The sequence below is a fragment of the Actinotignum timonense genome (assembly GCF_030216305.1).
GTDB lineage: Bacteria > Actinomycetota > Actinomycetes > Actinomycetales > Actinomycetaceae > Actinotignum > Actinotignum timonense_A.
The window spans coordinates 1-22,565 of sequence record NZ_JASOKT010000021.1; the positions used below are offsets into that span (position 1 = coordinate 1).

The 22,565-nt window shown below is 64.8% G+C and carries 18 protein-coding genes and 1 tRNA gene; 12 read left to right on the plus strand and 7 right to left on the minus strand.

Features of this window, described 5'->3' with window-relative positions; genetic code table 11:
• Nucleotides 1–684 (minus strand): hypothetical protein (locus QP305_RS08235; RefSeq protein ID WP_284904874.1); only part of this gene is annotated, 684 nt, incomplete at its 3' end.
• 179 nt (nt 685–863) lie between these two features.
• Here QP305_RS08235 and QP305_RS08240 point away from each other — a divergent pair.
• The 3 genes from QP305_RS08240 (at nt 864) to QP305_RS08250 (ending at nt 6,618) form a co-directional block, all read left to right on the plus strand.
• On the plus strand, nt 864–3,620 hold the full coding sequence (locus tag QP305_RS08240; RefSeq protein WP_284904875.1) for an HAD-IC family P-type ATPase: 2,757 nt from the start codon (nt 864–866) through the stop codon (nt 3,618–3,620).
• Nucleotides 3,621–3,921: 301 nt separating this feature from the next.
• On the plus strand, nt 3,922–5,094 hold the full coding sequence (locus QP305_RS08245) for an SKG-like transmembrane protein (RefSeq protein ID WP_284904876.1): 1,173 nt from the start codon (nt 3,922–3,924) through the stop codon (nt 5,092–5,094).
• Between the two features lie 339 nt (nt 5,095–5,433).
• Entirely contained in the window at nt 5,434–6,618 is a 1,185-nt protein-coding gene (locus QP305_RS08250; RefSeq protein ID WP_284904877.1) for a cation diffusion facilitator family transporter, read from the plus strand.
• A 200-nt stretch (nt 6,619–6,818) separates the two neighbouring features.
• Here the strand turns inward: QP305_RS08250 and QP305_RS08255 are convergent, their stop codons facing one another.
• From QP305_RS08255 to tadA, 3 genes are all read right to left on the minus strand, one after another.
• A complete protein-coding gene (locus QP305_RS08255; RefSeq protein ID WP_284904878.1) occupies nt 6,819–8,618 on the minus strand; it encodes an InlB B-repeat-containing protein in 1,800 nt (599 codons plus the stop codon).
• 550 nt (nt 8,619–9,168) lie between these two features.
• Nucleotides 9,169–9,257: transfer RNA gene (locus tag QP305_RS08260), tRNA-Ser, on the minus strand.
• A 173-nt stretch (nt 9,258–9,430) separates the two neighbouring features.
• Entirely contained in the window at nt 9,431–9,901 is a 471-nt protein-coding gene (gene tadA, locus QP305_RS08265; protein WP_284904879.1) for a tRNA adenosine(34) deaminase TadA, read from the minus strand.
• 102 nt (nt 9,902–10,003) lie between these two features.
• On the opposite strand from tadA, the gene upp reads away from it, so the two are divergent.
• Nucleotides 10,004–10,642, plus strand: coding sequence for a uracil phosphoribosyltransferase (upp, locus tag QP305_RS08270; protein ID WP_026429144.1), 639 nt, complete (start codon nt 10,004–10,006; stop codon nt 10,640–10,642).
• Between the two features lie 100 nt (nt 10,643–10,742).
• Here upp and QP305_RS08275 read toward each other — a convergent pair whose 3' ends face one another.
• Together QP305_RS08275 and QP305_RS08280 are read right to left on the minus strand one after the other, a co-directional pair.
• Nucleotides 10,743–11,531 carry a sulfite exporter TauE/SafE family protein gene (locus QP305_RS08275; RefSeq protein WP_284904880.1) on the minus strand — a complete coding sequence of 263 codons (789 nt, stop codon included), beginning with the start codon at nt 11,529–11,531 and terminating at the stop codon, nt 10,743–10,745.
• Between the two features lie 23 nt (nt 11,532–11,554).
• Entirely contained in the window at nt 11,555–11,755 is a 201-nt protein-coding gene (locus QP305_RS08280; protein WP_284904881.1) for a hypothetical protein, read from the minus strand.
• A 100-nt stretch (nt 11,756–11,855) separates the two neighbouring features.
• Between QP305_RS08280 and QP305_RS08285 the strand changes: the two genes are divergently transcribed.
• From QP305_RS08285 to QP305_RS08295, 3 genes are all read left to right on the plus strand, one after another.
• Nucleotides 11,856–12,719, plus strand: coding sequence for a DUF5926 family protein (locus tag QP305_RS08285; protein WP_284883310.1), 864 nt, complete (start codon nt 11,856–11,858; stop codon nt 12,717–12,719).
• Between the two features lie 158 nt (nt 12,720–12,877).
• Nucleotides 12,878–13,672: a glycosyltransferase gene (locus tag QP305_RS08290; RefSeq protein ID WP_087070068.1), complete on the plus strand. Its 795-nt coding sequence runs from the start codon at nt 12,878–12,880 to the stop codon at nt 13,670–13,672.
• Between the two features lie 170 nt (nt 13,673–13,842).
• Nucleotides 13,843–14,013 carry a hypothetical protein gene (locus tag QP305_RS08295; protein ID WP_284904882.1) on the plus strand — a complete coding sequence of 57 codons (171 nt, stop codon included), beginning with the start codon at nt 13,843–13,845 and terminating at the stop codon, nt 14,011–14,013.
• On the opposite strand, the gene QP305_RS08300 is transcribed toward QP305_RS08295, so the two are convergent.
• A complete protein-coding gene (locus QP305_RS08300; RefSeq protein WP_284904883.1) occupies nt 14,010–16,481 on the minus strand; it encodes a hypothetical protein in 2,472 nt (823 codons plus the stop codon). The genes QP305_RS08295 and QP305_RS08300 overlap by 4 nt on opposite strands.
• Before the next feature lie 222 nt (nt 16,482–16,703).
• Here QP305_RS08300 and pheA point away from each other — a divergent pair, with 222 nt between their 5' ends.
• The 5 genes from pheA (at nt 16,704) to QP305_RS08325 (ending at nt 22,515) form a co-directional block, all read left to right on the plus strand.
• Nucleotides 16,704–17,660, plus strand: a complete 957-nt coding sequence (pheA, locus tag QP305_RS08305; RefSeq protein ID WP_284904884.1) for a prephenate dehydratase — start codon at nt 16,704–16,706, stop codon at nt 17,658–17,660.
• A gap of 45 nt (nt 17,661–17,705) precedes the next feature.
• A complete protein-coding gene (locus tag QP305_RS08310; protein WP_284904885.1) occupies nt 17,706–18,797 on the plus strand; it encodes an aminoglycoside phosphotransferase family protein in 1,092 nt (363 codons plus the stop codon).
• Between the two features lie 9 nt (nt 18,798–18,806).
• Nucleotides 18,807–20,090, plus strand: coding sequence for a serine--tRNA ligase (serS, locus tag QP305_RS08315; protein WP_284904886.1), 1,284 nt, complete (start codon nt 18,807–18,809; stop codon nt 20,088–20,090).
• A gap of 105 nt (nt 20,091–20,195) precedes the next feature.
• Nucleotides 20,196–21,134: an HAD family hydrolase gene (locus QP305_RS08320; RefSeq protein ID WP_284904887.1), complete on the plus strand. Its 939-nt coding sequence runs from the start codon at nt 20,196–20,198 to the stop codon at nt 21,132–21,134.
• 181 nt (nt 21,135–21,315) lie between these two features.
• Complete coding sequence (locus QP305_RS08325) at nt 21,316–22,515, plus strand: leucine-rich repeat protein (RefSeq protein WP_284904888.1); 1,200 nt, start codon at nt 21,316–21,318, stop codon at nt 22,513–22,515.
• Nucleotides 22,516–22,565: the final 50 nt, after the last annotated feature.

The window sequence follows — 22,565 nt, forward strand, 5'->3', positions numbered from 1 at the left end:
GAAATCCGGGCTTTCCACCATGTAATCAACGTATTCGATCACCCCGGTCCGCCGGTTATATCCCACGCTGCCCGCGAGAATGACCCAGTCGCCATCCTGCGCGCAGGTATCCATCAGCTGGGTACCCAGTGAAGGAAGTTTCGTGCCTTGACGCAATTCCCCCGAAACAACCCCGCGCTCATTTTCGGCACCGTAATCGGCGCTGCGAATCAGGAACCGCATATCATCCTTCGAGAGCGGCGCCAGGCTCGCCTTATTGGGAGGCTGCCCGTTGATGGTGTAGTCCAGCACCTTATCCCCGTCATAGCGCTGCACCAGTTCATTGACGCTGAGTCGCGAAGCCCAATCATCCAGGCCAGAGCTGTTGTTGGTGCGCAGCACCCCGACCTCGAACTCCGTCATGCCATCCACCGCCCGCAGGGCTTCCGCCATAATCGCCTCCCCCGACACGGGTTCCGCGCCGGGCGAGCCCACTGAACCAGCCGCCTCAGGCGCACCCGCCGCAGCAGAGGGCGCCGCACTGCTTGGCGAACCTGCCGAGCCAGGCGCCGGAGTCGCGCTTGCCGAACCGGCCGGCGGTGCCGGGGTGCTTGCTGCCTGCTGCGGCGTCGTCGTACTACAGGAAGCAAGGGCCGCAACCGCGCAGATTCCCGCGACGCTGCGGAAAATATTCTTTCGTGCCATACCTCATACTACCGCCGCACGGCGCGTAAGTGTGACGGGCGCCGCAGCCCGGCGTGCCCGCACCGTTGCGCCACCGCCCGCGCCGTTGCGCCACCGCCCGCGCCGTTCCGGCACTGTTGCGCCCCGCGCCCAAAGAACATTCACCCGCCGTCCAGCTTCCTTGCCTAGAATCGTTTTTTATGAACGATGCCGCATCTGCGCCCACCGCGGGAACCGCACCCGCGCAGCGGGAACCCGAGTCCCTCGCCCTGACCGATCCCGCCACCGATCCCACCACCGGCAACGAGCACGTGCCCGCAAGCGACCCGGCCCGCGGGCTCAGCGCCGCGCAAGCCGCCCAGCTCGCCGCGGAGGGCAAGGCGAATACCCTCCCGGATCGCTCGGGGCGCTCGGCCGCGCAGATTGTGCGCGATAATGTTTTCACCCGCATTAATTTCATGCTCGGCGTGCTATTTATCGCTGTGATTCTCACCGGTTCGTGGATCAATAGCGCTTTCGGCCTGCTCATTATCGCGAACTCGATTATCGGCATTATTCAGGAGCTGCGCGCCAAGCACACCCTCGATTCCCTGGCGGTCATCGGCGAAGCCCATCCGCGGGTGCGCCGCGAGGGCGAGGTGCGCGAAATCGCGCGCGAAGAGGTGGTGCTCGGCGATATTATCGTGGTCGCGGCCGGCGAGCAGATCGTGGTGGACGGCGTCGTCACCGAAGCCGATTACCTCGAGGTGGATGAATCCCTCCTCACCGGCGAATCCGATTCCATCCACAAGGAGCCCGGCGCCGCGATGATGTCCGGTTCCTTCGTTTCCTCCGGCTCGGGCAGCTACCGCGCCACCCGCGTGGGCGCCGACGCCTACGCCGCCAAACTCACCTCCGCCGCCTCGAAATTCTCGCTCGTCGATTCCCAGCTGCAAAACGGGATCGACCGCATTCTCAAAGCCATCACCTGGGTGCTCGTGCCCGTGGGGCTGCTGACGATCTGGGGGCAGATCCGCGTGGTGGGCCTGGATTGGGCCGCCATCGGCGCGCACTGGCGCGACATCGTGCTCTCGGTCACCGGCGCGCTGGTGCCGATGATCCCCGAAGGTCTAGTACTCATCACCTCGACCGCTTTCGCGCTGGGTGTGATCCGGCTCGGCCGCCTGAACGTGCTGGTCAATGAGCTGCCGGCCATCGAAGGCCTCGCGCGCGTGGACACCGTCGCGGTGGACAAAACCGGCACCCTCACCGAAAATACCCTGCGTTTCGCGGGGCTCGAGTTGGTGCCCGGCGCGGATTCCAGCGCGGATGCCACCGCCCGGGAAGCCCTGGCCCAGCTGGGCGCGGCCGACCCGGCCCCGAACTCCTCCATGGAGGCCATCCAGGAAGCCCTCGGGGCGCCGGCCCAGCCGTGGGAGGTGGCCGAGCGCCAGCCGTTCACCTCGGCGAAGAAGTGGTCCGGGGTGAGTTTCGCCAATGGCCAGCACTGGATTATGGGCGCTCCGGATGTGCTTCTTGATTTGGCGAGTGCGGGTGGCCCGGCTGGCGCCGTCGCCCCAACTAGCGCCGTCGTGCCGCATAGCGACCCGGCCGTTGAGCCGAACGCTGCCGCAACTAGCGACCCGGCCGCGGGCAGTACCGCCACGCCTAGCGCCCCTTCCCGCGCCGCCGCCCGCGAGCGCGCCGCCGCCATCGCCGCCACCGGCCAGCGCGTGCTGCTCCTGGCCCGCAGCGATACGCCGGTCACTGCCGCGAACGCGCCCGGCAACCTCGAGCCGCTCGCTTTTATTCTGCTCGACCAAAAAATCCGCCCGGACGCCTCCGATACCCTGCGCTATTTCGATTCGCAGGGCGTGGCGGTCAAAGTCATCTCCGGCGATAATGCCGCGGCGGTCGGGGCGGTGACCACGCAGCTCGGCGTCGATGTGGGCACTCCCGTGGACGCGCGCACCATCCCGGAGGCGAGCTTCGCGGAAACGATCAACGAAAATGCCGTATTCGGGCGGGTGACCCCGGATCAGAAGCGCGCCATGGTCGCGGCGCTGCGCGGGGCGGGACACACTGTCGCGATGACGGGCGATGGCGTCAATGACGTGCTCGCCCTCAAGGACGCCGACCTGGGCATCGGTATGGGCTCGGGCACCTCCGCCACTCGCTCGGTCGCGAAAATCGTGCTCCTCGACGACAAATTCGCCTCCCTCCCGCACGTGGTGGGCGAAGGCCGGCGCGTGGTCGGAAATATCGAACGCGTGGCGCGGCTTTTCCTCACCAAAACGGTGTATTCGGCGGTGCTGGCCATCGCGGTGCTGCTTTTCGCGCTGCCCTATCCCTTCGTTCCGATCCACGTGACGATCACCGGCTGGTTCACCATCGGCATCCCGGCCTTCCTCCTCTCGCTGCCGCCGAATAACGACGCCGCCCGCCCCGGTTTCGTGCAGCGCGTCATGCGTTTCGGTTTCCCGGCGGGCCTGATTGTGGGAGTTGCGACTTTTATTACCTACGTGACGTTGTACGACGGCGCAGCTAGCTCGGCGTATGCGACTCAGGTGTCCACCGCGACGCTCCTGACGATGATTATTGCCTCCTCGTGGGTGCTTGTGGTGGTGGCCCGGCCCTATGTCTGGTGGAAGATTCTTCTTATTTTGCTACCGCTGGTGGGTTACGGGGTGATTTTCCTGTGGCCCCTCACGCAGCGTGTGTTCATGCTGGATTCCTCTAACTCCGGGGCGATGGCCCTGGGCACGCTGGTAGGTGCAGTTGGCGCGGCGCTGATCGAGGCGCTGTGGTGGTTCTTGGGGCTACGCTTCGGGGAGCCGGCTCGGCTGTGGCAAAGCGCGGAGCAGCGAGCCGCGCAGCGCACCCAGGCTGAGCTGCGCAAGAAGGCGACGGCGGAGCGGCGCGCGGGGGATGGCGCGGGTGTGAGCACTGGCGCGGGCGCGGCGACTGCGGTGAAGTAGCGCGGGCTGAGCATCGTGAACTGAGCTGCGCGTGACACTGAATGCGGACGCGAAGTAGAGGATGTTTCTCTGCTGGCCGAAGCCCCCTGAGCTTGGCAAACGCGAAACTTGCTTGCCGCTCCCGGCCGCTCTCTGATTGAATGAATGTGGCTTGGCTTGTGTAACCGGGCGCTCCGGCATATTCGAAGGCGTGCGGAAAGCGGCTAGCCACCTGTCACATCGGGGCGTTTTCGCCGGTTACCGTACGCGGTCAGCGCGCGGGATTGCCGGGGGCCGCTCCCGCGCATCGTTAGGATTTATCGTGAGCGAAGAAGACGCAATCCGTTCGCCGCAGGGCGGCGAACCCACCCGAGCTTTCCCTCCGCACGGCTCCGAGAACACCACCCCCGGCACGGGCAGTGCGCCCGAAGCCGCCGGCGCAGCTGATGCCGCCAGCGCGCCCACCCAAGCTTTTTCCACGCCCAGCTCACCTTCGGGCGATTACCCCACTCAGGCCTACGGTGCACCTACCGCCGCCTATCCCGGCCAGGGCCAGTATGGCGCCGCCGGGCAGGGCGGGCAGTACGGAGCCGGGCAAGCCGGGCAAGCCGCGCAATACGGTGGCCCCGCCTATCCGGGCGCTCAGGCCGGCACCGGCACCCAGTATCCCGGCCAGGCTGGCCAAGGTAATCAGTACCCCGGCCAGGCTGGTTACCCGCAGCAGGGTAATTATCCGGGTCAAGCCCCGCAATACGGTTCCGGCCAGGGCGGGCAGTACGGCGGCCCGGGCTATCCCGGTGGGCAATATGGCGGTCCCGGCTACCCGGGCGGCCCGGGCAATCAGTACCCCGGCGCAGGTGTCCCGAACGGACCGGGCGGCCCGAATGGTCCGCGTGGGAGCTATCCGGCTGGCTACGGCCAGCAGCCCAAGCAGAGCAAAACCGGCCTGTTTGTTGGTATCGGCGTGGGAATCATCGCGCTGATCGCTCTAGTTGTTGGCCTTATTTTCTTCCTCAACCGGGATAAGGCCAGTGATGATGCGCAGCCCGATCCCAGCTCGGTTCCTTCGGTCAGCGCACCCGCCGCCCCGGATGCCACGGCCGCTCCGGAAACCAGCAAGGCACCCATCCTTGATTCGCCTACCACGCCCACCCCCGCGCCCTCCGGTGACTCGGGTGGCTCAGCGGGCAACGGCGGCAAAGAAGGGCTGACCTACACCTACCCGCCGGAAAAAATCGCAGCGCTCTTCGATACCTTCCTCAAGGATCCGAGCTTCACCGCAGCATTCGGTAAACCTGCGCGTGGCGACGCCGGCACCTGCATCGGCAATGCCGCACAGGGCAAGCTATCCGACCAGTTCATCGATGTCATCGAACGCGCCAGCAAGGGCGATATCGCGGCCGGCAACGAAATTGAGGACCCCAAGTTCATGACTGACCTGCTCAACTTCATTCTCGTCATGGATTCCTGCGGAATAGATATCACAATGCAGTAGGGGCTTCGCCCTCATCAGCAGCCCCTTGGGCCTATTGCACATTCATGCACCCGGGTGCCGATTCCTTTCACGGAATTAGCGCCCGGGTGTTGTGCATCCCGGCCCGGGCCGCCAGCCCGGCCCGCTACCTCGCCGCCACGGCTCGCTGGCCCGGCTCGCTGGCCCAACCGGCTGGTTCCGCCCGCCACCTCTCCAGACTTGCTCACCGCCCCAGCTCGCATGACTGCGTATTATGCGCGTGGCCGCATAGGCGTCGTCGTACATGCTCTGCATCACAGGCCACACCCTGCCGAAAACGCGAGCGGGCAGGTACACTCAGAGCCCCAAGGAGGTTATGTTATGCATAATAATAATTATTATCATTGCGAGCACGGCGACCACGCCGGCGGGCAATGCACCTGCGCACAGCGCAGTTCCAGCGCCTCCTCTGCATCGGCGTCAGAGGAGAGCACGCCATCCGAGGAGGATGGCGAATCATTTAGCGCAGCCCGCAAAAACGGCGAAAATGGCAAAGATAGCGAGGATAGCGACGACGCGCACCTGTGCCACCTGGCTCGTACGCCCGCTGCGGTAGCTCCCGCGGCCGGTCATGATCATGCCAGCGGCCACGAGCACGGGCCCGGGCATGCGCACGGCGCCGGGGCGCAACGCGGGCGCATCGCCTGGGCCCTCGGTATTACTTTCTCGATTCTTATCGCCGAGGTGATCGGGGCGTTCTGGCTCGGCTCACTGGCCCTCCTTGTGGATGCCGGCCATATGCTCACCGATAGCGCCGGCCTGGTCATGGCGCTGGTGGCCGCTCACCTCACCACCAAACCCGCCACCAACCGCCGCACCTGGGGTTATGCTCGGGCGGAGATTATTTCCGCATGCTTGCAGGCAACGCTGCTCCTCGGCGTGGGTATTTTCGTGATCATCGAAGCGATCAAACGCCTCACCGACCCGCCGGAGATGCCAGCCGCGCCGCTGCTGATTTTCGGCATTATCGGCCTGCTGGGGAATATCGCTTCCATGCTGATCCTCTTCACCGGGCGCGGCGCCAGCCTGAATATGAAGGCTGCCTTCCTGGAGGTCTGCAATGACGCACTCGGCTCGGTCGCGGTGATCGTGGCTGCGGCGTCGATCTACTTCACCGGCTGGGGTGGCGCGGACGCGATTGCCGCGATCCTCATCGGGATTCTGATTATTCCGCGCGCGCTGCGGATTCTCTCCACCGCGCTCAACGTGTTGATGGAGGCGACGCCGCAGGGCCTGGATCTGGACGAAGTACGCCAGCACATGGAAAATCTGCCGCACGTGATTCGGGTGCATGATATGCATGCGACGACGGTCGCCACCGGGCTGCCGGTACTCAGCGCCCACGTGGTGGTCGAGGACGAGTGCTTCTTCGACGGGCACGCCCCGCGGATCCTCGACCAGCTCCAGCAGTGCGTCGCCGAGCATTTCCCGGTCAAGGTGGAGCATTCCACTTTCCAGTTAGAGCCCGCAGAACACAGCAAATGTGAGTACGTGCCGCACGGATAGGGGGTGGCGGCGGGCGGCGACCGGAGCTAGACCGCAAGCGCGACCGAAAGTAACCGCAGACCGCCAATAAGAACCGCAAGCACACGTGTGGGGGCACCTCAATCGAGATGCCCCCACACGTGTTTTTGCTAGTGCCTTAGCCGGATAGCGAGCCGGCAGAATAACCGGCAGAATAGAGCACCGGCAACGAGCCAACCGCCCTAAGAATTCTTACGGCGAGTAGCCACGAGGGCGCCGCCAGCCAGAACAAGCACGCCACCCAGAGCGAAGGGCGCCGCCGCATCGCTACCGGTATGGGCGAGGGAACGGCTGCCCGCCTTGGCTACCGTGGCCGGCTTGCCGGGCGTAGCGGGCGTACCGGTTGTACCGAGCGTGCCGGCTGTGCTGCCGGGCGTCGTGCCCGATGCCTGCCCAGGCTGACCGGGGTCACCAGGCTGGCCCGGGTTGCCCGGGTTGCCCGGCTGGCCAGGAGTTTCCGGACCAGGCGCCGGAGTTTCCGTTCCAGGCTCAGGTTCCGGTGCCGGTGCCGGCTCAGGCTTCGGCTTGACGGTCAGCTTCGCCGTCCGAATCACCGTGGCGCCCTTCTCATCGGTCACCGTAAAGCTCAGATCATAAGTCCCCGGGGTATTCGGATCATAGGTGTTATCCGGGCTAGGCACCGCGGTGCCGCTGGAGGAGACCACCATATCCGCGGGATCGAAAGGATCACCCACGGTGATGGTCATATCCTTGAGGCTCAGCTCCGGAGCGGCTTCGATGATGGCCCAGGGCTGCTTGACAACTAGCTGCGCCGTCGCCGTACGTTTCACACCCTGCTCGTTCGTCACCGTAAACGTGAGGGTGTAGGTACCGGGAATCTTCGGATCGTACACGTTATCCGGGCTGGGCACGGCCGTACCGCTGGAAGAAACCACCATATCCGCCGGATCGAAGGGCTCACCGGCCTTGATTTCCACGTTCTTGAGCGTGAGCTCCGGGGCCGGAATGAGCGGAGTCCAGCGCTTCTTGACGATCAGCTTCGCGGTGCGAGTAACCGTGCCGCCCTTGCTGTCCTTCGCCGTGAAGGTAATGGGGTATTCGCCAGCCTTCTGGTTGTCATAATCACCCGCGGGCGTGACCGAGCCGCCATTGGCCGGATCGGTCAGGTCCTTGCCGGCAAAATCCGTGGCGGAAACGACCATATCCGAAGGCGTGAAAGCTTCATCCTCCCAAATCTCGATGTTCTTCACCTCGAGGGCCGGCTCCTTGGCCCATGCCGCGGTCAGGTTCACCACGTTTTGCCGGCGGTACCCCAGCAGCCGATTCGGGTCAATTTCGTCGAAGCGGTAGGGGTTATCCACCGTGTACACGTTGTACTTGTAGGGCGGCTCGACGGCCGGAATATTGAGAGAACTCTCCCCAATCCACCCGAGGAAGGTGTAGCCCTCGCGCACCGGATCCGTGGGCTTTTGCACCGTGCCGTGCGGGGTAATGAACATGCTGTAGAACGAACCATTCGGTTCCTGCCGCAGCGGATCGGTCGGAATCTTATCGGTCCAGGTACCACCGTTGAGGTCATAGGTGGCGTAATTGAACTGCTCGTAGGAGATCTGCTGGAAATAAATATTCTCGGTCGGCTTCAGGTCCTTCACGTGGTACGTGAGGACGGCATCCTTCCCGATCCCGGTCACGCTCTGCTCGAGGTTGTCGGGGTAGAACAGATCCGAACCCGTGCTGGTAATCTTCCAGCCCGGCTGCATAACGATCTGACCATTGAGCACCCAGCCCGCCGGAATTCGCTTGTAGTTGTAACGCTTGGCCGGGTCGCTCGGATAGGTAATACTTTCCGAAGGGTTATTTGGATTGTGAGCGGTGAACTCGAATTTTTGTATCTTCTCACCGATCACGTAGTTAAAATCAACAGACTGAGGCGCCGCCTCCGCCCGCAGGGGTTGCCCGACGACGACCATCGCAATAGCAGCGATCACCGCCAGCACCCTCGAAAGGTTTCGCGTGAGCATGTGGTGTGTCCTTACCTTAGATGAGTGATGAGTAAACTCAACTCAAGTAAATCACAATTGGAGAGTTAATTCTTAAGGTATTCAGCGTTTGCGCAGTTCACGGCTGTGTGATTGACCATTTTCACAAAAGTTTTATGCTGATTTTACGCCGCGCAGTTTTACCTCAAATAAATAATATTTTGCAGATTTTTGGATCGCTCGCGTTGGTGGTGTAGTTTCGTGCGGTACGACGGCGCAGCTGCGGCGACGGCGCAACTTTGGCCGGCAATGCCACTTGGCCGACGACGCAACTTCGGTGACGGTGCACCTGGGGGCGACGACGCAGCCGCAAGCTGGGAAGGCTGGGCGCCGGGGAATGCCTCAGGATGCAAATTGGGGACCATCGAGGCCGTGTAGTGCAAGCCCAGGACAGAAATCTGGCCAAAATAGTGCGTAGATTTGCACCCCGTTGTGGGCCTGCTATTGAACCTTCACCCACGCCCTACCGCGCGGTGGGCAGAGACACGGAAAATCCCGCGTCACAGGCGGACCTATGACGCGGGACATCACATGGCGGTGGCGGCGGGATTTGAACCCGCGGTAGCTATTAACTACACATCATTTCGAGTGATGCACCTTCGGCCGCTCGGACACGCCACCGCAGAATAGATTACACGGCGCACCCCGAATTTACCTAATCAATGCGGAGCACATCACGTTAAAGCTCCGGGCGCCACACCAACTTCGGGGCCCTGCCGCGGCACGGCCTCGCACCGCCTTGAGAGACTACGACCCGCTTCGCCTCCTGGGCGCCCCGCCCAAGCACCGCACCCTCACCCGCGGAAGAACTTCCGCAGCTGCGCGGAGGTTTCTTCTTCCAGCACTCCCCCGATCACCTCGATGCGGTGATTGAGGCGCGGGTCGCGCACCACATCGCGCAGCGAGCCAGCCGCCCCCGCTTTCTCATCCCAGGCACCGAAAATGAGCCGCCGAATCCGGGCACCGACCATCGCCCCGGCGCACATCGTGCACGGTTCCAAGGTGACGTAGATGTCGGCGTCGTCCAAACGCCACCGCCCGAGCGCCGCACCGGCCGCGCGCAGGGCCATAATTTCCGCATGCCCGGCCGGGTCATGTTCGCGTTCGCGGGTATTCCAGCCGCGCGCTACCACGGCGCCGTCCACCACCACGAGCGCGCCGACTGGCACATCCCCGCCCTCCGCGGCCCGCGCCGCCAGCTCCATCGCCTCGCGCATAAATAGCTTTTCCGCCGCCCGCATATCGCCCTGCTCGCCTCCCCGCATGGCTCCATTGTGTCACGAGCCCCACGGCGAACCGCCTGTGTCACGAGCCTCAAGCCGAGTCGCCCGCGCGCGTCGCCCGCCGGGTACCGCTATCCTTAAAGCATGCACATCCTCGAAATTGACCACCCTCTGGTCGCGCATAAACTCTCTGTCCTCCGTGATGAAACCACCCCGTCGGCAATTTTCCGGCAGCTAACCGAGGAGCTCGTGACTCTCCTCGCTTATGAAGCCACCCGGAATGTGGCGGTTCATGAAGTAACGGTCACCACCCCGGTGGCTACCACAACCGGCGTGAAGCTGGCCCGCCCGGCGCCCATCGTCGTTCCGATTTTGCGGGCTGGCCTGGGCATGCTGGAAGGAATGACGAAGCTCCTTCCCACCGCCGAAGTTGGCTTCCTCGGCCTGCGCCGCGATGAGGAAACTCTCGAGGCCGTCACCTACGCTAACCGCCTCCCGGATGATCTGACCGGGAGGCAGTGTTTTGTTCTCGACCCGATGCTGGCCACCGGCCACACCATCCACGAATCCATCAACTACCTGCTCGAACGCGGCGCGCGGGATGTCACCTGCGTGTGCCTGCTGGCCACCCCGCAGGGTCTGGAGGAAGTGAAATCGCATCTGCCCGAGGATGCGGACGTCAAGATCGTCGTCGCCTCCATTGATGAGGGCCTCAACGAGAAGGCCTACATCGTGCCGGGTCTGGGCGACGCCGGGGATCGCCTGTACGGCGTCGTCGACTAAAACACCAGAACCACGCGGGTGAGCACCGTTTACGCGGTGAACAGTGCTCACCCGTTCCGGTTTTAAGAACGACGACGCCGCCTCCCGGTCCGTGCCCCACTTAGAGGAGGTCGCTGGCCAGGGTGCCGGCCGCTACCGCGAGAAGCAACACGCCAAAGAGGATGGTGGCGATGCGATCGGGAATGCGCCGGCCAGCGGCCTCCCCGCCAATGCTTCCCAGCGCCGAGCCGGCGGTGAAAAGCGCGACGACCAGCCAGTCCACACTGAGGCCGGCCGCGAATTGCGGGATGCGACCGAGCCCGGCCACCGCCATATTGATGCTCATGACGAGCAGCGAGGTGGCGCTGGCGTAGCGGGCGGGCATGCGCAGCAGCAAGATGAGGGCGGGAACTACCACGAAGCCGCCACCCACCCCGAAGAAACCGGAGAGCGCTCCAGCGCCGAAAGCTCCCAGGACGGTGATGAGGTAGGTGCGCCAGCGCGGGGCGGGGGCAGGCGGAGTTTCCGTTGCGGTGCCCGCACCCGATTCGCGGCCCGAGCGCGCGGCGCGCCAGAACATGCTCAGCGCCACCACCACGAGCAGAGCGCTCAGCGACCACACCAGGACTTGCCCGGATACCGCGCCGGCGAGGAAAGCTCCTGCCAGGGTTCCCGGGATGCCCACCAGGGCGAATATCAGGCCGGTTCCCCAGCGCACGCGCCGGGCCAGGGCCGCGGAGATCATGCCGACTAACGACGTGACCCCCACGATAATGATGGATTCGGCGGAAGCTTGGTGCGCGCCATGCCCGAAAATGGTGAGGAGAATAGGGATGGTGAGGATGCCGCCGCCGGCCCCGAGCAGGCCAACAACGAAACCGACAGCAATTCCAACTCCGCAGGCAAGCACAGCGTCACTCTATCGCAGCGCCCTTAGTCGCGATTCGCCCACCAGCGCCAAATAATGACGGCAACACCCACGGCAACCGCCGCGATTCCCACCCAGCGGATAATGGATACCGCCGTCGGATCCGCGGCGGGCGCGGCGAGGAGCTCGCCCGCCAGGGATGCGGTGAGGGCCGGAGATGCGGTGAGGCCGGCAAGCTGCGGCGTCGTCGTTATGAGCAGATCCATAACGCAACTCTAACGTGACCATCGCCCGCGGGCCGCATCTCACGTAGAATCTCGAGGGTAAACGGCATCATCCTGCATAGAAGCGAGAAGACGAGGACTTATGGCTAAGAAGAACCGCAAGAAGGATTCGGCGACCCCGAAGAAGAAGCGCGCGATTATTCCTTTCGTTGAGCGGCCTTTTGAGGGGCTGGATGCCGAGGCGGAGCTGGTGGCAATGCGCGATCTGCTGCCGCTGGCGACCATGACCGTCACCCTCACCGAGGAATACGGCAGCGAAAAGGTTATTTTTGGCACGCTACTGCCGAATATGGTCGGCGCGCTGCGGCGCACGGACGGCCAGCTCCTCGTCGCGATGCAGACGGTTATGAATTCTGGCGACGCTTCTTTGGATATTGCCACGCGTGTGCTCGCCGGTCTGGAGCTCAAGCCGGGCGAAAGCTACCCGGGTGGCACGCAGCCGGAGGCCGGTTCCCCGCGTTTGCAGGATATTGTGGCCTCGTTCTCCGAGCTGGAACTGCAAGAAGATCCGGCTTTCTGGATGACGGAAGAGGAAGCCGCCACCCCCGAATCGCAGGCGGCTTTGCGTGATGCCCGCGCGGATATGGTTCCCGCCGCGCGCATCGAATCCGTGAACGGTGCTTACTGGTGCCGGATGTCGCGCGAGTTTTTGCGCTGGGTGCGCCCCGAGCCGCGCGATGCGGTATTGGACGGTTTGGCGCGTTTGCGCGTTTCCGGTGAGGAGCGTTGGGACGACGACGCCCGCTTCATCGGTGCGTTCCGTGCCTACGGATTGTCGGTCCCGGTGTGGGAATTGGCGCGCGGCACCGAAGCGGAGGAATTGGAAGAGCCGCTGGCGAAGTTCGCGGAAAAGTTGAGTGCGGCTATTGCTTCGACCGAGCCGCTCACCTCGGAAGAAAAGCGGGCGCGCTCGGGGTTGGTTTCCCGCCAGGTGACCTTGCGTTAGGCGGCGCGGGCACGCGCCGGGCTTGGGGGACCTTGCGGTCAGCAGCACCAACGCCTCGCCTTGGGTAGCCTCGCGCTCAGCCGGCCGTCTTTAGTGAACTTCCACCAGTTTATAGAAATGGTAAGCAAAGGCCCCGTTTTTCCCTATACACTTATGCCGTGAGTAAAGTCGGTCAGGTCGCGGTGGTCGTGCCCGCGAAGGACGAGGAGCAGTACGTAGGGCGTACTGTGCGCGCAGCATATGCGCTTCCGGGTGTGGACCTCGTGGTGGTTGTTGACGACGGGTCGGATGACGAAACCCAGGCTATTGCCCGCGCTTCCGGGGCTACGGTGGTGCGCCATTCGGTGAATCGCGGGAAGGCTTCGGCGATGGAGACCGGGGCGAAGGTGGTCCGCATGCGCGATGTTGAGGGTCGCCCGCCCCGCCATTTACTTTTCCTTGACGCGGATCTGGGCGATTCGGCTATTGAGTGCGCTCCGCTTATCGGGCCGGTTGTGGATGGCCGGGTGGATTGCGCGATTGCAGCTTTGCCTCCGCAGGAGGGGGCGGGCGGTCACGGTTTTGTGACTCGTTTGGGGCGCCGTGCGATTGAGCGGGCTACGGGGTGGTCTCCGCTTCAGCCACTGTCCGGGCAGCGCTGTATGACGGCGGCGGCTTTTGATGCAGCACGTCCGCTCGCGAAGGGCTGGGGCGTTGAGGTGGGGATGACCATCGACATGCTGGTGGCTGGCCTGACTCTCCAGGAGATTCCGTGCGATATTCGCCATCGCGCCACCGGGAATGATGTGGCTGGGACTTTGCATCGGGCCGGGCAGTATCGTGATGTTTTCCGGGCGGTGTGGTCGCGCCGCTTCCACGGCGTCAAGGTGCCCGCGGAGTCTCGCGGCGCTGCCAGTTCCAGCGGCATCGAGCATTTCGCTCCTTATCGCGCGCTAGTGCTGGAGCATTCCTGAGCGCTCATCCCTCCATATGATCAATCCCGCGAATTTTCTTTCCGGCTGGCTGCTATCTGCCAGCCGGTTTTTCTTGTGGTTATTGGGGAACTCTACCGATTCGCGTCACACAACTCAGGTAAGGTGGATGGCACAGGAAACCGAAGATTAACCAAAAAGGAGGACCCGATATGGCCATTGATCCGATTCTCGACAAAGCGGTAGAACGTCTAGCAAATCTTGCGAGCAACCTAAGTACCGACGATCAGAACGAAGTTGCAGCCAAGGTGAAGGAAATTACCGACGAGTATCTCCGTGCTAAAGAAGAGGAAGAGGCAAAGTCTTCTGACTCAGATTCCTAGGCGTTGCTGGGCGCAGCTGCACCCGGCTTTTGCCCATTAATATCTTCAAGATATTCCGCGCTGCTCGCCCCGGCCCGCATGAGCCCGAGGGCAAAGGTGGGGGCGAGTAGTGCGACTCCGACTCCGAGGATGACCAGGCCGGAGTCGTTAATAAGGGAGGCGTAGCCGAGGGCGAGGAAGCCCGCGGCCGCCGCAGCGGCCAGGTGCGGATGGGCCGTAACACACGCGTGTACTTGCGCGGTTGCCGGCCGGGCCCGCAGATCCCAGCGCCCCGAGGTCACTAGCCACACCACCACGCATACTCCCGCGAGGAGAGTGGCGCCCAGCGCGCCGGCCACCAGGGGCGGCAGGCCGAAGAATGCTTGGGATAGTTTTCGGGCGACGACGGCGCCAGCCCCGCCATGTTCCACCCTGCCTACAAAGTTACCTAGGTGGGTGGTGGATCCCACCGCGCGGTCAAGCATAGCCAGGCCGGCCGAAACAGCCACCCCGGCGATGGCCGCGAACGCGGTGTGCCACCAGGTCCAGCGCTTTCCCCAGGTGTGCCAGGCGAGGTAGGCGAAGCCGAGGGTGAGGGCCGGCGGCCCGCCGGCATCCGCACCGAAAACGGGAAGCCCATCCAGGGCGATGGCGCACGCCCCCACCGCGAGTACGGCGAAGCCAGCCATACGGGTTGCCCGGTTGTTGGGTGCGGCCGAGCCGCCGGCCCTGCGTATGCGTGCGGCGAGGGCAGCTGCTGCGGCAAGCGCGCCAACAGCGAAGATAGCGAAGACCGAGTTATTAAAGCCGAAGAAGCGCCCAGCAACGGTGGGGAGGGATCCCATAACCGAGGTGTTGGCGAGGGAGTATCCCCCGCCCAAGGTGCTGACGAGGACGTCCGCCGCGATCACGGTGGCGCTGAGTGTTCCCAGCCGTGCTAGCGGCACGGCGATCCAGCGCTCCCCTACCGGGGCGCGGCGGCGGGGGCCCGCTAGCGCCCAGGTAGCAAGAAGCGCGGCGAGAACGGCCAGGCTGCTCCACCAGCCAAGTAGCGGGCGAGAGAAGGACCACCACGGAATAATCCCGATAAGGAGCGCGCTCACGGGCAGGGCCGCGAGCCAGGCCAAGAGTTGGGCAAAACCGGTGGGACGGGCGCGGCGGACAGCGGCCCGGGTAGGCTGCGCGGGTGCGGTAGCAGCCTGCGAAACTGAGGTGCCGGCAGAGCTGCCAGCAGCCGCTGCCACTATTGCGGGTGGGAAACGATGGAAACGAACCAGATGGGCGGCAATAACGCCGAAGCACACCAGCCCGAGGCCGGCGAGCAGGAGGTAGAACTGCGGGCTCAGCTGCGCAGTTAGATCTGCGCGCAGCGCTTGGTTGTGCAGGGTGGCATTGGCCGTGGCCAGTGTGGTTTTCCCGCCGTTATCTACCGTGAGCGGCGCGGGGGCGCCGTTGTGCCAGGCGAGCACGCTGGGCGCCAGGTCAATGAGCTGAACGAGGCCAGCGGTGCGGGTGGTTGCGGAGCGAGCGAGCGCCGTTTTTCCGCCGGGCTCCAGCAACGCGAAGAAGCCGAGTTCAGCCCGCTCGGCACGGTCGGCCACAGTGGTGATAACGATTCGGGCCTGCGGTTGGTGCGCGGTAACAAGAGCGATGATATCCCCGAGGCGTTCATCGAGCCCGGCCAAGCTCCCGGCGGAGGCATTCTCCGCACCAGCGCTTTCCGCATCAGCACTTCCCGTATCGTCACTTTCCGCCGCAGTGTTCACCGCATCGAAACTTCCCGCGTCAATGACGGTGAGGCCCCGCCCGGCGAGCACCGAGCCATCCGCTAGCACATCCGCGAGATCACGGTAGGCGATGCGTGATTCTGCTTGGCGCTTGAGAGCGAGGGCAGCGCCCGGGCCCACCGCGAGCGCCCGCTCCGGAGCAGCGGCCTGCGCTAGCGCACCCATAACCACCGGGTAGTGGGCGGCGCTGCTTTCTTCACTTATCTGCTCCACATCGCGCACCGTACCATCCTGGGTAACCAGGGATTCCGGCGCTACACAGCTGCTACCGGCAGGGGTGACCGCCGCGCGGGCACCGGCCCCGAGGCTCACCCAGCCATCCGCCGCGCAGGTGGTGGGCGCGGCCGTGCGCACGGAAATATTGGCGAGCGCAGCGCCGTAACCGCCCGAACTTTCCGTGCCCGAACCTGCCAAAGCCGCACTGAGCCGCGGGGCGCTTTCCTCACCGACATCTTCCCAGCGCAACCCGGCCACCCCGATCACCACCGTGGGGCGCACTCGCTCCGGCGCCGCTTGCGCTGCCGAGCCGAGCGGCACCGCCGCCGCACCCTGAACTTCCGGCAAGCTCACCGCGCGCGCGGACGCAGGTGCCGCACTCAGCGTGGCCCCGAAAGCCACCATCACAACAGCAAGCACAGCAGCCCAGAGCCCGGCCAGCCGCATCACGCGCCCGCCGCGACTATTACCGTGAGAAATCCGCATGGGACCAGCCTACTCGGGGCTTACGACACTTTTAGACGCCCCGAACACCCCCGCGCACTGTGCACTGCGAGCACACCCCGCGCACCTACTCTTTCGGACGCTCCGAACACCCCACCCCGGGGCGGGATACAATAACCAGGCGACAGCGCGGGCAGGTGCACCGCCGCCCAGCTGCGCCGTCGTACCTTTTCTTCACGCAATCTCCACGCACGAAAGGACACCATGCAATCCTCGCCCGCTACCGAACCGGTCCGCTATTCTTTCCTCGGCCCGCGCGGCACGTTTTGCTTTGCCGCATTGCAGCAGGTAGCCAGCGAGGACACCGCGACCTTCGTGCCCGCCGTGGATGTGCCCTCGGCGCTGCGGATGGTGCGCGCCGGGCAGACCGACGCCGCCGTGGTGCCCATCGAAAACTCTGTGGAGGGTGGGGTGAATGCCACTCTCGATTCCCTCACCGCCGGCTCGCCGCTGGAAATTCGCGGGGAAATGCTGGTTCCGATTGCGTTCTCGCTGGCGGTGCGGCCCGGCACGCGCGCCGCGGATATTCGCCGGGTCGCCACCCATCCGCACGCGTGGGCGCAGTGCCGCACCTGGATCGCCGAGCACCTGACCGATGCCGTGCACGTGCCGGCCACCTCCACGGCCGCCGCCGCGCGCGAACTGGCGGAAAATCCGGATGCGGATTTTGATGCGGCGATTTGCGCGGTGCCCACCACCGGCGTGTACGGGCTCGTCTCGCTGTCCGATGAGATCGCCGATAACCGCAATGCCGTCACGCGCTTCATTAAAGTGAGTAAACCCGGGGAGATTCCCCCGGCGACGGGCTCGGATAAAACAACGCTGATGGTGCGGCTGGCCTCGGAGAAGCCCGGCGCGCTGCTGGAGATGCTCCAACAATTCGCCGCGGTTGGCGTTAATTTATCGCGTATCGAATCGCGCCCGGCCGGTGACCAGCTGGGCCGTTACGCGTTCTCCCTGGATGCTGAGGGTCACATTCACGACGAGCGGGTGCAGGCCGCGCTGGTCGGGCTGCATCGCATCTGCCCGGAGGTGACCTTCCTGGGTAGTTACGCGCGCGCGGATCGGCAGGTCACGCGCCTACACGCCGGGACTTCCGACGAAGATTTCGGTGCCGCGCGCACCTGGGTCGCCTCGCTGCTCAGCCGGGTCACCCGCTAACGGAAGCGCTTGCCCGCGATAGTCACCGGTATTCATCGAGGCGCCATGGACCCGCTGCACACACCGCTCACACTGCGAACACTGCTTACCGAGCGGCAGTATGCGGCGTTTACGGCCGCGTGGGCGGAGCTGCGTGGTGGCTTGGCGCCCGGCAGTGGCTCGCTTAGCTGCGGCGCCCTAGGTGACGGGCGTTCCGGCGGCTCGCTTAGCGGCGGCGCGCTGACCAGCCCGGATGCCGTGCGGGTGCGCGATCTTTCCTGGCCCGAACGCGAGAGCACCGTTCTCCACCTCAGCGGCCCCGGGGTGTCCTGGATTCTCAAAACCGCCGGGAACACTGCTTACAGCGTGGGGCGCGAAGCCCGCGCACGCGCGTGGACCGGCCTTTTGGAGGCGCGCGGCACCGTGGCTCGCTTGCTCTGGTACGACGACGCCGCCCCGCTGGCCATCCTCGACTATTTACCCGGATGTGACGTTCTGGGTAGCCCGTGGGAATTATGCCCGCGGGTGCATTATCAGGCCGGAGCCGCCCTCGCGCTGCTCCACGGAGCGGGGGCACGCCTTGATCACGGCTTCGCCAAGGGTGCCCTCACCCGCACCCGGGCGCGGATCGCGGAGATTCGCGCCCTCGCTCCGGGTGGCGCACTGCCTGCTACTTTCCCTGGCGAACCGCTGCCCGCTGCTCTGGATGAGAAGCTCGCCGAATCGGAGGATTTCCTGGCGAGCTACCAGCCGGGCAGCGTCGTCGTACATCCCACCCACGGGGATTGGCAGGCGCGCAATTGGTTGTGGGATGAGCCCGCTGGCCAGCTGCGGGTCATTGATTTTGGGCGCTTCGGGTGGCGCCCGGCCGCCGCGGACCTCCTGGAACTGCGGGCATTATGGCAGACCCATCCGGAACTGGACGAGGCCGCGGCGCGCGGCTACCGCGAGGCTGGAGGAACCTGGCCCGCGGAGAGCGGCACCGGCACTAGCAAGCCCGGAGCCGGCAGCGGAAAGCCCAGTGCCGGAAGCGGCGAACGCGAGGCCAGCAATGAAAGCGATATTGGGCGGCTACTGCGAGTGGCACGCGACGTCGGCCATATATGGCACCGGGCCACCACGGCCCGCCGGATCGCGGGCGCGCCCGCCGCGCGCTAAGCTGGATCCATGCTTGATATGCGTTCTGTTCGCGAGAATCCGGAAGCCATCCGTGAGTCCCAGCGCCGCCGCGGGAATGATCCCGCTACCGTCGATGCCCTGCTCGCCGCCGACGATGCGCGCCGCACCACCCTGCAAGAGTTCGAAGCCGCCCGGGCCGAACAAAAAGAGGTGTCGCGATCCGTGGGGAAAGCCTCCCCGGAGGAGCGCCCCGCCGTGCTCGCCCACGCCAAGGAGCTGGCCGAAAAGGTCAAGGCGCTGGACGCGGCCGCGGCGGAAGCCGAAGAAACCTACCTGGCCGCCAATCGCGCGATTGAGAACCCGGTGCTCGCAGGGGTGCCCGCGGGCGGCGAAGATGACTACGAGGTGCTGGAAGTCATCGGCACCCCGCGCGATTTTGAGGCGGAAGGCTTCACCCCCAAAGACCACCTCGATATTGCGGAGGGCCTGGGGGCCTTGGATATGGACCGCGGTGTGAAGGTCTCCGGATCGCGCTTCTACTATCTCAAGGGAGTGGGCGCGCACCTGGAAATGGCGATGTTCCGCATGGCCATCGATCAGGCAGCCGAACACGGCTTCACGCTCATGACCACGCCCACGATTGTGAACCCGGATATTATGTCCGGCACCGGCTTCCTCGGGGAGCATTCCGATGAGATTTACTACCTGGGTGCCGATGACCAGTACCTGGTAGGCACCTCGGAAGTGCCGCTGGCCGGCTACCACAAGGATGAGATTCTGGAGCTGGACGGCAAGCCACGGCGCTACTGCGGGTATTCGGCCTGCTACCGGCGTGAGGCCGGCTCCTACGGGAAGGACACCCGCGGGATTATTCGCGTGCACCAATTCAATAAGGTGGAAATGTTCTCCTACTGCCCGGTGGAGCAATCCGAGGAAGAACACCGCGCGCTGCTCGCGATGGAACGCGAAATGATCGGGAAGATGGAACTGCCCTACCGCATTATTAATGTGGCGGCCGGTGATCTGGGTTCTTCCGCGGCGCAGAAATTCGATTGCGAGGCGTGGCTGCCCACCCAGCACCGCTATATGGAAGTCACCTCGACCTCCAATTGCACCACCTACCAGGCGCGGCGGCTCAATGTGCGCGAGCGCGTGGACGGGAAAACCCGCGCGGTGGCCACCCTCAACGGGACCCTGGCCACCACCCGCTGGCTGGTGGCGCTTTTCGAGAACCACCAGCAGAAGGACGGCTCGCTGTACGTGCCCGAGGCGCTGCGGCCCTACCTGGGCGCCGGACTGGCCGGGCGCGAATTCATCGAGCCGGTGAAGTAGTCGGTGAAGTAACCTGTGAAGTATCCGGTGACCTATCCGGGGCGCGAAGGCTGAACAGCTCGGCGCTCCGAACAGAGCAACGACCAGCGTAACGAAGGCGGCGATGTGAAAATCCAGGAGGAATCGACGGCGGCGCGCTTGCGGGCCGCATTCGATGCCGCCGGGACCCCGCCGGCCGGGCCGGAGCTCATGGTCTGCCTGGATCTGGATGGCACCACGCTCCGCCCGGACGGCATTATCGCCGAACGGGTGGACGCCGCTTTCCAGGAGCACCTGCGCCGGGGAACCCACCTGGTAGTGGCCACCGGGCGTGGGCGCGAATCGGCCATTCCCGTGCTCGATATGCTGCGGGTGAGCGAAACCATTATGGTGTGCTCGAACGGCAACGAAACGGTGCTGCTCGGTAACGCGCAGCTTCCCGGGGTGCAGGTGCGTACGGTCCGCTCCATGACGGATCGCGGGGACGTGGTGCCGGTGCGCCTCGCCCACCTTTTCACCATGGAGGAAGCCGACCTGGCCCGGGCCCTCGATGCGATGCGCCGCGAATTCCCGGGCGCCTATTTCGCGGTGGAGCCGGTGGAAGGCCCGCGGCGGGTGGCGCACGGGTACGCCACCGAACGCCTGGAACCCAATGCCATCTGGGTGAAATTCAAAGACCTCGTGGTCCCGGACGCCCTGCGCCTCATTATGGTGGTCCCGCGCATGGAAGCCGCCGAGCTCATGGCGCGCCTTTCCCGCCTCGATATGCCCGGGGTGGATTGGGCGGCGTCTTCCTCCTCCGGCTCGGGCTGGGTGGATGCCGGACGCGCCGGGATCTCCAAGGCGAGCGCACTTGAGGTACTCCGCCGCGATTTCGGCATCGCGCGCGGGGGAACGGTGGCCGTGGGCGATGGCGGGAACGACATCCAGATGCTCAAGTGGGCCGGCGTGGGGGTCGCGATGGGCCAGGCGCTCGATTACGTCCGTGCGCACGCGCGTACCGTGACCGATCCGGTATGGGACGACGGCGTAGCTACCCTCCTCGAGGTGCTGTTGGCGCGTTAACGCTGGCGCCGTCGTCGTTAAATATCACAAGCGCCCCGCACAGCCGCAAGCTGCGATAATAATATTTTCTACGCAATCCGGTTCATTTTCTGATGAATTTCCGCGCGTTTCGCGGTACGGTGGCGATGAGTAACCCCAGTTTCTCTGGGCTCTCCCGAGCCGCACCACGAAAGGATATCGGATGAAAAAGGGACTCGTCGGCACGGTGGGTGCACTGTGCACGGCATTGATGATGGGGCTGGCGGCGATGGTGCCGGCAGCCACCGCCGCTCCCGCTGCCACGTGGGATGCCGCGGATTTCACTATCGAAACCGAGGGCGCTACCACAACGCTGCGCGGTTTGAGCGATACCGGCCTACAGAAAATTGCGAGCCTCAAGCACGTGGTTATTCCGGAGGGCGTGACCGCGATGACCGGACCGAATGGCCGGACGGGGAATATGCACAGCAAGGGAATCACCGGCATTACGCTGCCGGCCACGCTCACGGAGGTGAGTTACGGTTTCCTGGATCGCAATGCAATTTCCGCGGTGGAGTTCCCGGCGGGGATGCAGAAGATTGGGCCGGCGGCGTTCCAGGCCAATGCGCTCACGGAGGTCACGCTGCCCGCCTCGATCACCGAGGTCGCCTGGAGCGCTTTCCAAAATAATCATATTTCCACGGTGCGCTTGGCCGGCACGTATAACAACGCCGTTTTCCCGGTGGTGCCCGGCAGCAGCGCCGGCAATAGCAGCCCGGCTTTCGCGCAGCAGGAGCTCGCCGATGCCACGGTGCCCGCACACGGCACGCTCACACTCGCGCGGATTTCTGATGTGAACGGCGATCTCAGCGGTCGCGGGCTCACGTGGGGTGCGTATTATTGGGACGACGGCGCAGCCGAGCCCGCCCTCACCAGCTCCATCGTGACCTTTGCCGATGGCACGGTGACCGGGGTTGCCCCGGGTTCCACCCGCGTCATTATGATGGCGAATGATACGGCCACCGGTAAGCCGCTGTATTCCGCGGTGGTCCGGGTAAATGTGACCGAGCCGGCACCTGAGCCTGAACCCGAGCCAGATCCGGTTCCTGATCCCGAGCCTGATCCTCAACCGGCACCGGCCCCTGTTCCGGACCCTAACCCTCAGCCGCACCCCGATCCAGATCCGGCGCCCAATCCGCAACCGCAACCCGCGGATCCCACTTCTCCGTCGCAACCGCAGGGCCCGAATCCCCAACCGGCTCCTAAACCTGCGCCGAAGCCCGAGGCTAACAAGCCGGCTCCTGCCCCAAGCAAGGCACCGACGCGGCAACTCGCCCACACTGGCCTGGCCGCTACGGGAGCCCTGGCCGCTATGGCCGTGCTGCTGCCCACCGGCTACGCCCTGCGCCGGCGTGCGAAGTAACCCAAAGTTCTAGGTAACTCAAGGCTAAACGCCACGCACCTGGGGGCCGC